We start from the raw sequence: 14,795 nt of genomic DNA, 5'->3' as shown, positions 1-14,795 counted from the left end.
CGAATTTCAGTGCGCGCCGGACGCCGCGTCCGGTGCGCAAAGTTGCGGATTCGTGAGGGCGGCCACCACGCGCTCCATCTGCATGAAGCGCGACCCTTTCACGAGGATCGTTGCACCCGCGCCGTAACCGGCGCCGGCCAGCGCGCGAACCAGCTCGGGCACGCCGGCGGCGTGCAGCGCGTTCGCGCCGAATGCCGCCGAGATGTCGCGCGCGGCAACGCCTAGCGTATAGAGCGCGTCGATGCCGTGCTCCTTCGCGTATGCGCCCACTTCGCGGTGGAACGCGGGACCGTCTTCGCCGACTTCACCCATGTCGCCGAGCACCAGCACCCGCGGCGAAGCATGCGAGGCCAGCACGTCCACGGCCGCACGCACGGAGTCGGGGTTCGCGTTGTAGGTGTCATCGATCACGAGCGCGCCCGCGAGTTCCCCAAGCGCTGCGCGTTTGACCTGCAAGCGGCCTTTCACCGGCTGGAACGCTTCGAGGCCGCGGCGGATCGCATCGAGCGAAACACCCGCTGCCAGCGCCGCAGCGGTGGCAGCGAGCGCGTTGTGCGCGTTGTGCGCGCCGAGCACTTGCAGCTCCACTTCGAGATGGCCTTCAGGCGTGGCGATCGCGAGCCGGTTTGCGCCCACGCTGTTGCCAACATTCGCCACGAGCTTGCCCGTCACCGCCGCTTCGACCGCACGCTCATCCGTATGCAGCGCGAAATCGAGCACCTTCGACCCCGTGGCCGCCACGCGCCAGATGCCCGCGTAGGCATCGTCAGCGGGAAACACCGCAGTGCCTTCCGGCTTGAGCGCATGGATCACGCTTGCGTGCTCGAGTGCAACGGCTTCGACCGTCGCCATGAATTCCTGGTGCTCGCGCTGCGCGTTGTTCACGACCGCGACGGTGGGCTCGGCGAACTTCGCGAGCAATTCCGTCTCGTTCGGATGATTCATGCCGAGCTCGACTACCGCCAGCTTGTGCGCAGCATTGAGGCGCAACAGCGTGAGCGGCACGCCGATATCGTTGTTCAGGTTGCCCGCGGTCCCGAGCCGCGCGTCTTCGCCCACGGCCACCGCGAAGATCGACGCGATCATCTCCTTGACCGTGGTCTTGCCGTTGCTGCCCGTGACGGCGACGAGCGGCATCGTGAAGCGGCGGCGCCAACCAAGCGCGAGCGCGCCGAGCGCCGTGCGCGTGTCGTCCACGCGCAGCGCCGGCATGCGCCAGTCGCCAGGGCTGCGCGACACGAGCGCCGCGCTCACATGGCGTCCCGCCACTTCGGACAGGAAGTCGTGCGCGTCGAAACGGTCGCCCTTGAGCGCGACGAAGAGATCGCCGGGGCCAGCCGTGCGGCTGTCGGTTGCAATGCGCTCGAACGTTGCATTCTCGTCGCCGAGAACGCTCGCGCCGGGAATCAGCGCCGCTGCTTCGCGCAGGGTAAGCATGGTCATTCACCGCCTCCGCGTCCATGCCGATCCGAAGTCGGACGAGCTGCGAGAGCAAGCCGCGCGTGATCCTGATCCGAGAACGCGCGCTTCTTGCCCATGATTTCCTGAGTTGCCTCGTGCCCCTTGCCGGCCAGCACGACGACGTCTTCTTTTGCTGCGCCGCGCACCGCCTGCAGAATCGCGCTCGCGCGGTCCTCAATGCGGCGCGCCTTTGCGGGCTCGCGCATGCCGCCCGCGATCTGGTCGATGATCGCCGCCGGCGATTCGCTTCGCGGGTTGTCGCTTGTCACGACGACCTGATCGGCCAGACGCTCGGCGATCGCGCCCATCAGCGGACGCTTGGTGGCGTCGCGATCACCGCCGCAGCCGAACATGCAGACGAGCTGGCCGCCGCGCGCCGCCGCGATCGGGCGCAGCGCGTCGAGCGTCTTTTCGAGCGCATCGGGCGTATGCGCGTAATCGATCACGACGAGCGGTTCGTCCTGATCGATGCGCCCGCCAAGGCGCTCCATGCGGCCGTTCACCGGCTGCAGCTTCGAGAGTTCGTTGAGCGACGCGACGAGCGGCACATTCGCCGCGAGCAGCGCCCCGAGCACGCCCAGCAGGTTGCTCACGTTAAAGAGGCCGAGCGTCTGCACTTCGACATTCGCCTCGCCCCAGTCCGATGTTTCCAGATGGAACGCCGTGCCCGTGCCGGTCGCGCGCACGTCGGCTGCGCGCACCCAGGCATCGGCGGCGGGCAGATCGGCGGCAGGCGTCGCCACGCCGTAGGCGATCGTGCGCAGCGTGCCGCGCGTAGCGGCCAGAAGACGCCGGCCTGCCGCGTCATCCGCGTTGATCACCGCCGCGTGCAGGCCAGGCCACGCGAACAGACGCGCCTTCGCGGCCTCGTAGGCTTCGAAGGTGCGGTGATAGTCGAGGTGGTCCTGCGTGAGATTCGTGAAAACCGCGATGTTGAACGACGTACCGTTCACGCGGCCCTGATGCAGCGCGTGCGACGAGACTTCCATCGCCACGGCCTGCGCGCCCTGCTCGCGCAGCTGCGCGAGCGAGCGCTGCAACTGCGGTGCGTCGGGCGTCGTGAAACCGGTATGCGCGAGCTGGCCCGGAAAGCCGCTGCCGAGCGTGCCGACGATGGCGCACTTCTGGCCGATCGCCGTGAGCGCCGAGGCAACCCACTGGCTGCACGAAGTCTTGCCGTTCGTGCCGGTCACGCCGACCACGAGCATGGCGTCGCTCGGGTTGCCGTACCAGCCGCTCGCGATCTCGCCCGCAAGCACGTCCAGCTGCGGCACGGCGAGCGCGTTTTGGGCCTGAGCCCCGTCAAACGAACCCGCATGGCCCTCCGGCTGATAGACGATCGCCGCCGCGCCTTTCGCGAGCGCGCTTTCGATATGCGGGCGGTTGTCGGCGCCTTCGACGGCATAGGCGAGAAACACGTCGCCGGCCTTGAGCGAGCGCGTGTCGGCGTGCAGGTTGGCTTCGGGCGCCACGCGCGCGCGCAGCCACGCGAGCGCGTCCGCGATCTGCCGGTGCGCGGGATGCTGGGTGCGCGGGGCGCTCATCGGACCACTCCGGGACGGTTTTTCGCGTTGTCAGCGACAGTCATATGACGCGCGCCGACAGGACTCTTGCTTGCCGGCACGTTCGCAGTGCGCTTCACGGAAGCGGCCGGCGAGGATGCTGCATTGGCGACGGCAGGCGCCGAAGCGCTGTCGTCGGACACCACGAGCTGCTTGACCGGCATGTCGGGCGGCACGTTGAGCGTACGCAGCGTATCGCCGACGATGCCTGAGAACACCGGGCCCGAGACCGCGCCACCGAAGTGGCTGCCGACCGTCGGCTCATCCACCGACACCGCGACGACGATGCGCGGATTCGGCATCGGCGCCATGCCGACGAACGACGCGCGGTACTTCGAGCGGTCATAGCCATGCGGACCATGCTTGTACGCCGTGCCGGACTTGCCGCCCACGCGGTAACCGGGCACCGCCGCGTCGGGCGAGGTGCCGTCCTTCGACACTACGCTCTCGAGCATCGTGCGCACTTCGCGCGCCGTGGTGGGCGCGAACACCTGCGTGCCGATCACGGGCTGGTCGTCGCCGGGGTGGCGGAAGATCGTCACCGGCAGGATCTGGCCGTCGTGCGCAATGGCCGTGTACGCGCGCGCGAGCTGGAACAGCGAGACCGACAGGCCATAGCCGTACGACATGGTCGCCTGCTCGATGCGGCGCCAGCTTTTCCACGGACGCAGACGGCCCGCCGCCGCGCCGGGAAACCCGACCTTCGGCGCCTGCCCGAGACCGATGCTGGTATACATGTTCCACATCTCTTCGGGCCGGAGCGTCATCGCGATCTTGGTCGCGCCGATGTTCGACGACTTCTGGATCACGCCGCCCACCGTCAGCACGCCGAACCCGGCGTCGTCGGTGATGGTGGCGCCATCGAGTGTGAATTTGCCCCCGCCCGTATCCACCAGTGTAGTCGGCGAGACGCGATGCAAATCGAGGGCCAGCGAGACCGTGAACGGCTTCATGATCGAGCCCGGCTCGAACACGTCGGTCAGGATGCGGTTGCGCAGCTGCTCGCCCGTGAGGTGCGAGCGGTCGTTCGGGTTGTAAGTGGGATAGTTCACGAGCGCGAGCACTTCACCGGTGCGCACGTCCACCACCATCGCAGCGCCTGCCTTGGCATGCGTCTTCTCCACCGCCGCCTTCAGGTTCGAATAGGCGATGTACTGGATCTTGCTGTCGATCGACAGTTCGACGTCCTGCCCGTTATGCGGCACGACCGTCTCGTCCACGTCCTCGACGATATGACCCACGCGGTCCTTGATGACGTGGCGAATCCCGGACGTGCCCGCGAGAATCTTCTGGTCAGAAAGCTCGACGCCTTCCTGGCCTTCATCTTCGACATTGGTGAAGCCGATCAGGTGAGCGGTGACCTGGCCTTCGGGATAGAAGCGCTTGTACTCGTTGCGCTGATAGATACCGGGAATGTCGAGCGCCACCACTTTTTGCGCAACATCGATCGGAACCTGGCGCTTCACGTAGACGAAGGTCTTGTCCACCGAGAGCTTGCTGCGCAGTTCTTTGGTAGACATGTTCAGCAGCGCGCCGAGCTGCGTGAGCTTGTCGGCGCCGAGATCGTCAGGCACGTCTTCGGGAATCGCCCAGATCGCGCGCACGGGCAGGCTCGTGGCGAGCACGAGGCCGTTGCGGTCGAGAATCTGGCCGCGCGTGGCGGGCAGCTCGATCGTGCGCTGATAGCGGCTCTCGCCCTGCTTCTGATAGAACGCGTTGCCGGGCCCCTGAATCCAGAACGCCCGCGCGGCCAGCGCGACGAACGCCATGAACAGCATGAACACGACGAACTTCGAGCGCCACATCGGCAAGCGCACCGAGAGAATGGGGTTCGGGGTAAAGGCGACGCTCTTGCGGTTATTGCCTTTTTTCATCGCGTACCCCCACGGCGGCCCTTCGTGGCGGCCGCGCCCTGGGCAGGCGCGGACGTAGGCACCGGCGCATCCGCGGCGCTGGCCGCGCCCGGTGCGAGTGTCAGATATTGCGTGCGTCCGGTCGTGACGGGCTGCATCTTGAGCGAATCGGTAGCGATTTGTTCGACGCGCGACGTCCGCGACAGCGCGCTCTGCTGATATTGAAGCTGCGCGTAGTCCTGCTGAAGCTGCCGCTCCTGCGACTGCGCGCGTTGCAACTGGAAAAACATCTGACGCTGCTGATTGGTGGAGTTGACGACCGACAGCGCGCACCCCATCACGACGATCAGCAGGAAAATATTCAGACGGTTCATGGCGTGACGCGCTCCGCAATGCGCATCACGGCCGAGCGGGCACGGGGGTTGGCGGCGACTTCCTCGTCGCTCGCGAACACGCGCCCGACCAGCTTCAAGGGCGGGCTGGGCAGGTCGACGGCACGAATCGGCAAACGGCGATCGACCGCAGGCGCCGTGGAGTGCGCCTGCATGAACCGCTTCACGATACGGTCTTCCAGCGAATGAAAGCTGATGACCACGAGCCGCCCCCCCTGCTCCAGCAACGACATGGCTGCTTCTAGAACGACTTGCAGCTCCGCAAGCTCTTGATTGACGTGAATCCGTATAGCCTGAAAGGTGCGGGTTGCCGGATCCTTACCCTTCTCACGGGTTTTGACGGCGTTAGCCACGATTTGGGCAAGCTCGCCCGTGCTGTCGAGAGGCCCGAGACGGTCGGACTCTGCCCGGCGAGCAACAAGCGCCTTTGCAATCTGAAAAGCAAACCGTTCTTCCCCATAATCTCGAATCACCTCCGTCAGTTCCTGCAACGTGGCCCGCGCGAGCCAATCGGCAGCGGACTCGCCGCGCGTCGGGTCCATCCGCATGTCGAGCGGACCATTGGCGCGGAAGCTGAAACCCCGCTCCGGGTCGTCGATTTGCGGCGACGACACGCCGAGATCCAGCAACACACCCGACACACGCCCTACCCCGCGCGCCGCCATGGCGTCGCGCAGTGAAGCAAAACTCTCGTGCACGATCGAGAACCGCGCGTCGCCCACCTGTTCAGCCGTGGCGATCGCGAGCGGATCCTTGTCGAACGCGATCAGACGCCCGGCTTCGGAAAGCCGGCCGAGGATCGCGCGACTATGGCCGCCGCGCCCGAACGTGCCGTCCACATAGACGCCGTCCGCGCGCGTCACGAGCGCATCGACCGCTTCATCGAGCAGCACCGTGCGATGCTGCAATCCCTGTCCCATCGCAGATGCCATAGCGTTTTAAACCGCGATCAGAACGTGAAATTCTTCAAGGCGTCGGGCATGCCCTGTGCCATCGCCGCCTGTTCCTTGGCGGCGTAGGTCTGCGCATCCCACAACTCAAAATGACTACCCATGCCGAGCAGCATGACTTCCTTTTCCATTCCTGCTGCCAGACGCAATTCAGGCGAGACGAGCACGCGGCCCGCGCTGTCGAGATCGACGTCGGAGGCGTTGCCGAGAAAAATGCGGCGCCACCAGTGCGCGTCCATCGGCAATGCCGCGACTTTCGCGCGGAACACTTCCCATTCGGGGCGCGGAAATAGCAACAGGCAGCCGTCCGGGTGCTTGGTGATCGTCACCCGTCCTTCTGCCTGTTGTTGCAGCGCATCCCGATAGCGCGACGGAATCGACATCCGTCCTTTCGCATCGAGTGTCAGCGCCGACGCCCCCTGGAACAATTTGCTCCCCCTCATGCGGCGCCGATCGCCGCCCATCTACTAAATCTCAGGAAATTTACCCGAATGCGCTTCTGAAATCACACAAAAATACACTTTCTCACACTGTCTCCCACTTTAGAGGAACGACCTACGAGGGTCAAGGTGGCGGACGCGATTTTTGACGAAATTTATCCGCTAGAACAAGGACTTAGCAGCGCTTGTTCAAGTCAGACAAAAAACCAAAAACCGTTATGAATGAATGAGCTAACGAAGGTTGTGAAGGTGATACGTGAAATGCGCGGAGAAAACCGCGATGGTGCGGGGACTTGGCGGGGATTAATCCGGACGAGTGAAGGCGGTGAAAATCCAGGGACTTGGACGGACCGGTCAGGAAACCGGCCCGTTGGAGCATATCAAACGTAGTACGCCGTGCGGGTCATGATTTTCGACGCCACGCGCATCAGCGAGCGCACGGGCAGCGGCAGATCAACGCCGCCCAGATCCGTGGCCGATTTCGCATGAGCGATCTCGTCGGCGCGCATTTGCTCTACGATCGCTCGCGATTCGAGGTCGGCGGGCGGCAGCGCATCGAGATGGCTGTCCAGATGATGCTCCACCTGGCGCTCGGTTTCGGCCATGAAGCCAAGGCTGATCTTGTCGCCAAGACGTCCTGCCGCGAGGCCGATGGCCAACGCTCCGGCGTACCAGAGCGGATTGAGCAGGCTCGGGCGCGAGTCGAGTGCTTCGAGGCGGCGCGCAGTCCACGCGAGGTGGTCTTCCTCCTCGCGCGCGGCCTGCTCGAACGCAGCCTTGAGCGTGGGGGAGCGAGCGGAAAGCTTTTGCGCCTGATAAAGCGCCTGGGCGCACACCTCGCCCACGTGATTCACGCGCATGAGGCCGGCCGCATGAGCACGCTCGACGGGCGTGAGTTCGCCAGACGCTGCGGGCGACGCGGACAAATCCGCGGCGGCGGCCGGAAGATCGGCTGCATCGGCTGACGGCTGCGGCATGGGTCGCGACATGCGCGACACGCCGGTGATCGAGCGCAGCCCCCGATCGAACTCGGTAATCAATTCGTCAAACGTCATCCAACCTCCCTTCGTATCTACCGCAAACCGCTGCGCCTGGCCGCAAAGCGTAAGCGCAAAAACCCGACCGACCGGACGTTCCAAATCACTACAGGAACTCGCCTCGCGCCGTCAATCCGGGGCAGAGCCGATTTCAGGCGCATATTTTAGACCATGTTGTGTAAACGAAACAGGTACTTACGTGCCGCCTGGCTTTTCCTTTGTCGGGCATAAACGGTTTGCTACATTACCGGGCAACTTCTCGCGAAGTTGGATGGCCAGGCCCCCCGCTAGACAATAAATCGGCCTCGCTGACAAGACGCATAAAAGTCGTAAAACACTGGAGATCATTCAATGAAGAAGTCGCTTCTCGCGCTCGCTGCGCTGGGCGCGTTTGCGGGCGTGGCGCACGCTCAAAGCAGCGTCACGCTGTACGGCATCATCGATGAAGGTTTCAACATCAACACGAACGCGGGTGGCAAGCACCTGTACAACCTCTCGAGCGGTGTGATGCAAGGCAGCCGCTTCGGTCTGCGTGGTGCTGAAGACCTCGGCGGTGGCCTGAAAGCGGTCTTCGTGCTCGAAAACGGCTTCGACGTGAACAGCGGCGGACTCGGCCAGGGCGGCCTGATGTTCGGCCGTCAAGCCTATGTCGGCTTGAGCAGCGATAGTTACGGCAGGGTCACGATGGGCCGCCAGTACGACGCGCTCGTCGACAACGTGGGTCCGCTCGAAGCCGGCGACCAGTGGGCCGGTTACATCGGCGCCCACCCGGGTGACCTCGACAACTTCAACAACGCCTACCGTACGAACAACACCGTCAAGTACACCAGCGCCAACTACGCTGGCCTGACCTTCACGGGTACGTACAGCTTCGGCAACACCGCAGGCGACTTCACGCACAACCAGATCTGGTCGCTCGGCGCGAACTACAGCAACGGCCCGCTCGTGCTGGCAGCCGGTTACCTGAACGCACGCACGCCGGCAGCAAACGGCGGCCTGTTCAACAACGGCGGCTCGGCCACCGACGCCAAGGCGCCGGTCAGCACGCCCGTCTACGGCGGCTATCAGTCGGCCAACACCTATCAGTCGATCGGTGCAGGCGGCGCTTATACGTTCGGTGCAGCAACCTTCGGCCTGACGTACTCGAACGTCAGCTTCCGCAACCTCGACTCGTTCCAGACGGCCGCGATCGTCAAGGCCGGCCCGGCTTACCAGCGCGGCGAAAATGCCACGTTCAACAACGTCGAAGCGAACTTCAAGTACCAGTTCACGCCGGCTCTGCTGGCTGGCTTCGCGTTCGACTGGACCGACGGCGGCAGCGTGACCTACGCGAACGGCACCAAGAACGACGGCGCTCAGTACTTCCAGTACGCACTCGGCGCGGACTACTTCCTGTCCAAGCGTACCGACGTCTACGTGGTCGGCGTGTACCAGCACGCTACGGGCACGGACTCGACTGGTCACAACGCCGTTGCCTCGATCAACGGCCTGACCCCGTCGAGCAACAACAACCAGCTCACGGCTCGCATCGGTATCCGTCACAAGTTCTAATAAGAACAGCTGTTTCAGCCTCGAAGGCGCCTGCGGGCGCCTTTTTTCTTTGGTGCGGCCTACGCCCGGCATGCTTGCCGGCCCCCCAACAGAAAAGGGCCCGCCCTCGCGGGGAGGCCCTTCAGTGCCGCTCAGTCGGCAGAGAGATTACACGCGCGCGTCGCGCAACTCGCGCCGCAAAATCTTGCCGACGTTACTCTTGGGCAGGTCAGTGCGGAACTCGATGGATTTCGGTCGCTTGTATCCGGTGAGCTGCGCCTTGCAGTACTCGAAGACGTCCTTGTCGGTAAGCGCCGGGTCCTTCTTCACGATATAGAGCTTCACTGCCTCACCGGAATTTGCGTCGGGCACCCCCACGGCCGCCACTTCGAACACGCCCGGCAGCTTGGCCACCACATCTTCGATTTCGTTCGGATAGACGTTGAAGCCCGACACGAGAATCATGTCCTTCTTGCGGTCGACGAGCTTCACGTAGCCGCGATCGCTCATCACCCCCACGTCGCCGGACTTGAAGAAGCCGTCGGCGGTCATGACCTTGGCCGTCTCTTCCGGGCGCTGCCAGTAGCCCGCCATCACCTGCGGACCGCGAATGCAGATCTCGCCCGCTTCGCCGATCGGCAGCTCATTGCCATCGTCGTCGCGAATCGAGATTTCAGTCGACGGCATCGGCAATCCGATCGTGCCCGTGTACTCGGTCGCGTTGGTCGGATTGCAGGTCACGCAAGGCGAGGTTTCCGAAAGGCCATAGCCTTCGACGATCGGCGTATGCGTGCGCTCGTACCAGCGCTTCGCCACGGCTTCCTGCACCGCCATGCCGCCGCCGTTGGCCACCAGCAGATGCGAGAAGTCGAGCTTGTCGAAATCGGGGTGATTGAGGATCGCGTTGTAGAGCGTATTGACCGCAGGGAAGGTCGTGATCGAATAGCCGTGCAGTTCCTTGATCATGCCCGCGATATCGCGCGGGTTCGGGATCAGTATGGCGAGGCCGCCCGTGCGCATCGTCAGCAGGCCGCAGACAGTAAGCGCGAACACGTGATAAAGCGGCAGCGCCGCGACCGTCACCGGCTGGGTGCCGGCGGGCAGGCGCGCAAGCGCGGGCTCGGTCCACGCCGCCGATTGCAGCACATTCGCGATGAGGTTGCGATGCAGCAGCGTAGCGCCTTTCGACACGCCGGTCGTGCCGCCCGTGTACTGGAGGAACGCGATGTCTTCAGGCTTCTGCTCGACAGGCTTGAACGTGATGCGCGCGCCGGCCGAGAGCGCGTCGTTAAAGCTCACATGACCCGGCAGGCTCCAGGCAGGCACCATCTTCTTCACGTTGCGCACGACATAGTTGACGATGAAGCCCTTCGCCGCGCCAAGCAGATCGCCCATCGACGCCACCACGATGTGCTTGACGCGCGTCCGGGCGACGACCGCCTGCAGCGTGACCGCGAAATTCTCGAGGATGACGATGGCTTCGGCGCCGCTGTCCTTGAGTTGATGCTCCAGCTCGCGCGGCGTGTAGAGTGGATTCACGTTCACGACGACATAGCCAGCGCGCAGGATCGCGGCCAGCGCGATCGGGTACTGCAGCACGTTGGGCATCATGATCGCGATGCGCGCGCCGGGCGCGATACCCCGCGACTGAAGCCATGCGCCGAGCCGCGTCGAAAGCTCGTCGAGCTGGCCGTACGTGATCGACTTGCCCATGCACGCGAACGCGGGCTTCGGGCGGTTGGCGTTGAAGCTCTCCGTGAGCAGCGCCGTAATGGACGCATATTGGCTAGCGTCGATTTCCGCGGGTACGCCGGGCGGGTATGATTTCAGCCAGACTTTATCCATGCGGCGTCTCCTCCTGAATATTTTCGAATGGTCGTGCTAAAGCGCTGATCGTAGCATGCAGCAGGCGCTTTTCTTCCTCGAATCAGCGAGTTAGAAAGTCCCCTCGAACTACTGCAAGCGCTTTTTAGGCGGTATTTTTTCAGGGTTTACACGCGTTCGACTTCCACGAGGCAGTCATAAAACGTGGCCGAGCCGCCCAGATCGGTGAGCGCCTGGCTCGTCACTTCGTTCGCGTTGCGGCCGTCCGGTGCGAGCTTCTTCCACCAGATCGACAGCCCCACCACGAGGCCTTCGCGCGCACGGTCGGAAACACGAGCACGCGCTTGCATCAACCCACGGTCGTTGAAGACACGCACCTGGTCGCCGTCGGCGATGGCGCGTCGGGCGGCGTCGGTGGGATGGAGATCGAGGTGCGGCTCGCCTTCTGTCGCCCGCAAGCTCTCGACATTCACGAAGGTACTGTTGAGAAAGTTACGAGCGGGCGGCGAGATCATCGCGAGCGGATAGCGGGCGGCCAACTCGGGCGCGCCGTCCGCCGACTCGTACGGCGGCAGGTAGTCGGGCACTGGATCGAGGCCGGCCTTCGCGAGCGCCTCGCTGTAGAACTCGCACTTGCCCGTGGGCGTGCGAAAGCCGCCGTTGGCAAACGGCGCATCGGCGATATTCAGCTTCACCCAGCCATCCTGCTTGAGCCTCGCCCAATTGGCGCCGGCGAGCGCGGGATCGCTCCAGTCGAACGCGCGCGCGGCCACTTCCTCGTCGCTCTCGAAAAGCGCCGGTTCGCTCAGGCCCATTGCGCGCGCAATCGAGCGGAAGATCTCAGTGTTCGGACGCGCCTCACCCACCGGTGCGATAGCCGGCAGATTGGCCATCACATACGTATGGCCGTAGGACTTATGAACGTCGAGGTGCTCGAGCTGGGTCGTGGCGGGCAACAGCAAGTCGGCATAGTCGGCCGTGTCGGTCTGGAATTGCTCGAGCACGATCGTGAACAGATCTTCGCGCGCAAAGCCGGCAGCGACTTTCGTCGAGTCCGGCGCGACCGCCACCGGGTTCGAGTTATACACGACGATCGCCTCGATCTTCGGACCGAACGCTGTGTCGCCCGCATGGGTGAGCGCGTCGCCGATCTGGTTCATGTTAATGACACGCGGCTGATGCTTGGGCCAGCCAGGAATCAGATCGGGACGCTGCAGCGCATTTGCATCGACCGGCGCCCAACCCGACGACGACAGCAGCATGCCTCCCGCCCGCTCGCGCCATGCGCCAGTCAGCGCCGGCAGACACGCGATGGCACGTACCGCGTTGCCGCCGCCACGCACGCGCTGAAGACCATAATTCGTGCGGATCGCCGCCTTGCGCGTAGAAGCGTAGAGGCGCGCGAGATCGATGACGGTCTGCTCCTCGATGCCGCAGATCTGTGCGACACGCGCAGGCGTATGGCCAAGTGCGCGCGCCTTCAGTTGTTCGAAGCCATGCGTATGCGCTGCGATGTAGTCGTGATCGAGACGGTCTTCCATGATCAGCACGTGCATCATGCCGAGCGCGAGCGCACCGTCGGTGCCGGGCTTCAGCGCGATGTGCTGGTGGCACTTCTCCGCCGTGAGCGAACGATACGGGTCGATCGCGATCAGCTTCGCGCCATTGCGTTTGGCTTCCTGCGCGCGCGTCCAGAAATGCAGGTTCGAGGCGATCGGATTCGCGCCCCAGATCAGGATCACTTCGCTCTCGGCGAAATGCTCGGTGAGCATGCCCAAGCTCGATCCATACGTGTAGCGCAGACCTGCTGCGCCCGCCGCTGCACAGATAGTGCGATCGAGCCGCGACGCCCCGAGCTTGTGGAAAAAGCGCTGTGCAATACTGTCGCCCTGCACGAGGCCCATCGTTCCTGCATAGCTATACGGCAGGATCGCTTCGGGCGCGCGCTGCGCAATTTCACCAAGCCGGGCGGCGGCGATCGCGCATGCCTCGTCCCAGCTGATCGGCTCGAAGCGCCCTTCGCCCTTGCGACCGACGCGCTTCATCGGTTGCGTGAGGCGCTTCGGGTGATGCACACGTTCGGCGTAACGGGTCACTTTCGTGCAGAGCACCCCTTGCGTCGGCGGATGATCGGGGTCGCCGCTCACCTTGATGGCCTTGCCGTTCTCGACGGTCACGCGCATCGCGCAGGTGTCGGGGCAGTCGTGGGGACAGACTGCGCGAGCAAATTCGGCTCGGGCGTTCATGAGGAATCCGTCGATGGGAGGTAATGTCGATACCGCAATTTTATTATGTCCGGCGCGCGTAACCTGCGCACACCCGGGCGGTTGCCGCGAAAAAAAAGGTTCGGCGTAGAATGGTCCGTCCAGGCCCGCCTCGAATTGAGAGCGTGGGCGCCCACTTCCCCGAGCACTGTCCGCCATGAAACTGATCCCGGAAATCCAGGCCGCCCAAGGCGAAATCCAGGGCCTACGACGAGCGATCCACGCCCACCCGGAACTGCGCTACGAAGAAACCCAAACGGCCGAGCTGGTTGCATCGAAGCTTGCCGAATGGGAAATCGAGGTGCATCGGGGGCTGGGCAAAACGGGGGTTGTCGGCGTGCTAAAAAGAGGCAGCGGCGCACGATCCATTGGCCTGCGCGCCGATATGGACGCTCTGCCCATTCAAGAGTTGAACACATTCGAGCATCGCTCTCACAACGAAGGGAAGATGCATGCGTGCGGCCACGACGGCCACACGGCGATGCTGCTCGGTGCAGCGCAACATCTCGCAAAGCACGGTCAATTCGACGGCACCATCGTGTTCATCTTCCAACCCGCGGAGGAAGGCGGTGCGGGTGCGAAAGCCATGATCGACGATGGGCTGTTCACGCGCTTTCCCGTGGACGCCGTGTTCGGCATACACAACTGGCCTGGCATGCCGGCGGGATACTTCGGCGTGACCGCGGGGCCGATCATGGCGTCCAGCAACGAGTTTCGCATCGAAATCAAAGGCGTGGGATCGCATGCCGCGCTGCCGCACAACGGACATGATCCGGTCTTCACTGCGGTGCAAATTGCCAATGGACTGCAAAGCATCATCACGCGCAACAAGAAGCCGATCGATACAGCAGTACTATCGATTACGCAGATTCACGCCGGCGATGCCGTGAATGTGGTGCCGAACACGGCGTGGATTGCGGGGACGGCACGCACCTTCACAACGGAAACACTCGACCTTATCGAGACCCGTCTACGCAAGATAGCAGAGAGCACGGCGGAGGCCTACGAGTGCACGGTCGACGTCACGTTCCATCGCAACTATCCACCGACGGTGAACAGCAGCGCGGAGGCGCAATTCGCCGCGCAGGTAATGAAGGAAGTCGTGGGCCCCGATCGCGTCGACGACGGTATCGAGCCCACCATGGGCGCCGAGGACTTCTCGTTCATGTTGCTGGAGAAACCGGGCTGCTACGCGTTCCTTGGCAACGGTGACGGCGGGCACCGCGACGCGGGCCACGGCGCGGGACCATGCATGCTGCACAATGCCAGCTACGACTTCAACGATCAGTTGCTGCCGGTTGGCGCATCGTATTGGGTACATCTCGCGACGAAATTTTTGGCCCAGAAGTAGGGATTCGCGGCGGCTTCAACGAAAAAGCCGGCCTGCGAGGTTCACGGGTCGGCTTTTTGTTATGTGCGAGACTTGTGGGTTTGGCTGCGTATTTTCCACGCACGTAAACGCCAGAACCCCGGCGCTCATTT

Annotated in this window: 11 protein-coding genes; 2 read left to right on the top strand and 9 right to left on the bottom strand. The window is 63.8% G+C overall.

From position 1 onward, the window contains the following. Positions 1-6: 6 nt before the first annotated feature. From PWP93_RS00055 to coq7, 7 genes are all read right to left on the bottom strand, one after another. The gene (locus tag PWP93_RS00055; RefSeq protein ID WP_421043030.1) at positions 7-1,443 is read right to left on the bottom strand and encodes a UDP-N-acetylmuramoyl-tripeptide--D-alanyl-D-alanine ligase; all 1,437 of its coding nucleotides are present in this window, start codon (positions 1,441-1,443) and stop codon (positions 7-9) included. Next, entirely contained in the window at positions 1,440-3,005 is a 1,566-nt protein-coding gene (locus tag PWP93_RS00050; RefSeq protein WP_421043029.1) for a UDP-N-acetylmuramoyl-L-alanyl-D-glutamate--2,6-diaminopimelate ligase, read from the bottom strand. Before PWP93_RS00050 ends, PWP93_RS00055 begins: the two co-directional genes overlap by 4 nt. Continuing rightward, positions 3,002-4,897 (bottom strand): peptidoglycan D,D-transpeptidase FtsI family protein, encoded by a 1,896-nt coding sequence (locus PWP93_RS00045; RefSeq protein WP_421043028.1) that lies wholly within the window; start codon positions 4,895-4,897, stop codon positions 3,002-3,004. Before PWP93_RS00045 ends, PWP93_RS00050 begins: the two co-directional genes overlap by 4 nt. Beyond that, a complete protein-coding gene (gene ftsL / locus PWP93_RS00040; RefSeq protein ID WP_421024820.1) occupies positions 4,894-5,250 on the bottom strand; it encodes a cell division protein FtsL in 357 nt (118 codons plus the stop codon). The genes PWP93_RS00045 and ftsL overlap by 4 nt, the downstream gene beginning before the upstream one ends. Further along, a complete protein-coding gene (rsmH, locus tag PWP93_RS00035) occupies positions 5,247-6,200 on the bottom strand; it encodes a 16S rRNA (cytosine(1402)-N(4))-methyltransferase RsmH (protein WP_421043027.1) in 954 nt (317 codons plus the stop codon). The genes ftsL and rsmH overlap by 4 nt, the downstream gene beginning before the upstream one ends. Positions 6,201-6,217: 17 nt before the next feature. After that, complete coding sequence (gene mraZ, locus PWP93_RS00030; protein ID WP_027818006.1) at positions 6,218-6,646, bottom strand: division/cell wall cluster transcriptional repressor MraZ; 429 nt, start codon at positions 6,644-6,646, stop codon at positions 6,218-6,220. Between the two features lie 392 nt (positions 6,647-7,038). Then, the gene (coq7, locus tag PWP93_RS00025) at positions 7,039-7,713 is read right to left on the bottom strand and encodes a 2-polyprenyl-3-methyl-6-methoxy-1,4-benzoquinone monooxygenase (protein ID WP_421043026.1); all 675 of its coding nucleotides are present in this window, start codon (positions 7,711-7,713) and stop codon (positions 7,039-7,041) included. Positions 7,714-8,046: 333 nt separating this feature from the next. Between coq7 and PWP93_RS00020 the strand changes: the two genes are divergently transcribed. Beyond that, positions 8,047-9,246, top strand: a complete 1,200-nt coding sequence (locus PWP93_RS00020) for a porin (protein WP_421043025.1) — start codon at positions 8,047-8,049, stop codon at positions 9,244-9,246. Positions 9,247-9,393: 147 nt separating this feature from the next. Here PWP93_RS00020 and PWP93_RS00015 read toward each other — a convergent pair whose 3' ends face one another. After that, entirely contained in the window at positions 9,394-11,070 is a 1,677-nt protein-coding gene (locus PWP93_RS00015; protein WP_421043024.1) for a long-chain fatty acid--CoA ligase, read from the bottom strand. A 146-nt stretch (positions 11,071-11,216) separates the two neighbouring features. Further along, a complete protein-coding gene (locus PWP93_RS00010; RefSeq protein WP_421043023.1) occupies positions 11,217-13,295 on the bottom strand; it encodes a molybdopterin-containing oxidoreductase family protein in 2,079 nt (692 codons plus the stop codon). A 175-nt stretch (positions 13,296-13,470) separates the two neighbouring features. Between PWP93_RS00010 and PWP93_RS00005 the strand changes: the two genes are divergently transcribed. After that, entirely contained in the window at positions 13,471-14,664 is a 1,194-nt protein-coding gene (locus PWP93_RS00005; RefSeq protein WP_421043022.1) for a M20 aminoacylase family protein, read from the top strand. The last annotated feature ends 131 nt before the right edge of the window (positions 14,665-14,795 follow it).

The organism is Paraburkholderia sp. A1RI-2L, from assembly GCF_048957375.1.
In the GTDB taxonomy this organism is placed as follows: Bacteria; Pseudomonadota; Gammaproteobacteria; order Burkholderiales; family Burkholderiaceae; genus Paraburkholderia.
This window is presented reverse-complemented; position numbering and strand designations above follow the sequence as displayed.

What these genes read in the sequence shown, in the direction of transcription:
- PWP93_RS00005 (WP_421043022.1), top strand. Translation starts at nt 13,471, where the DNA reads ATGAAACTGATCCCGGAAATCCAGGCCGCCCAAGGCGAAATCCAGGGC.
- PWP93_RS00050 (WP_421043029.1), bottom strand. Translation starts at nt 3,005, where the DNA reads ATGAGCGCCCCGCGCACCCAGCATCCCGCGCACCGGCAGATCGCGGAC.
- PWP93_RS00015 (WP_421043024.1), bottom strand. Translation starts at nt 11,070, where the DNA reads ATGGATAAAGTCTGGCTGAAATCATACCCGCCCGGCGTACCCGCGGAA.
- PWP93_RS00055 (WP_421043030.1), bottom strand. Translation starts at nt 1,443, where the DNA reads ATGACCATGCTTACCCTGCGCGAAGCAGCGGCGCTGATTCCCGGCGCG.
- PWP93_RS00045 (WP_421043028.1), bottom strand. Translation starts at nt 4,897, where the DNA reads ATGAAAAAAGGCAATAACCGCAAGAGCGTCGCCTTTACCCCGAACCCC.
- coq7 (WP_421043026.1), bottom strand. Translation starts at nt 7,713, where the DNA reads ATGACGTTTGACGAATTGATTACCGAGTTCGATCGGGGGCTGCGCTCG.
- rsmH (WP_421043027.1), bottom strand. Translation starts at nt 6,200, where the DNA reads ATGGCATCTGCGATGGGACAGGGATTGCAGCATCGCACGGTGCTGCTC.
- PWP93_RS00010 (WP_421043023.1), bottom strand. Translation starts at nt 13,295, where the DNA reads ATGAACGCCCGAGCCGAATTTGCTCGCGCAGTCTGTCCCCACGACTGC.
- PWP93_RS00020 (WP_421043025.1), top strand. Translation starts at nt 8,047, where the DNA reads ATGAAGAAGTCGCTTCTCGCGCTCGCTGCGCTGGGCGCGTTTGCGGGC.
- ftsL (WP_421024820.1), bottom strand. Translation starts at nt 5,250, where the DNA reads ATGAACCGTCTGAATATTTTCCTGCTGATCGTCGTGATGGGGTGCGCG.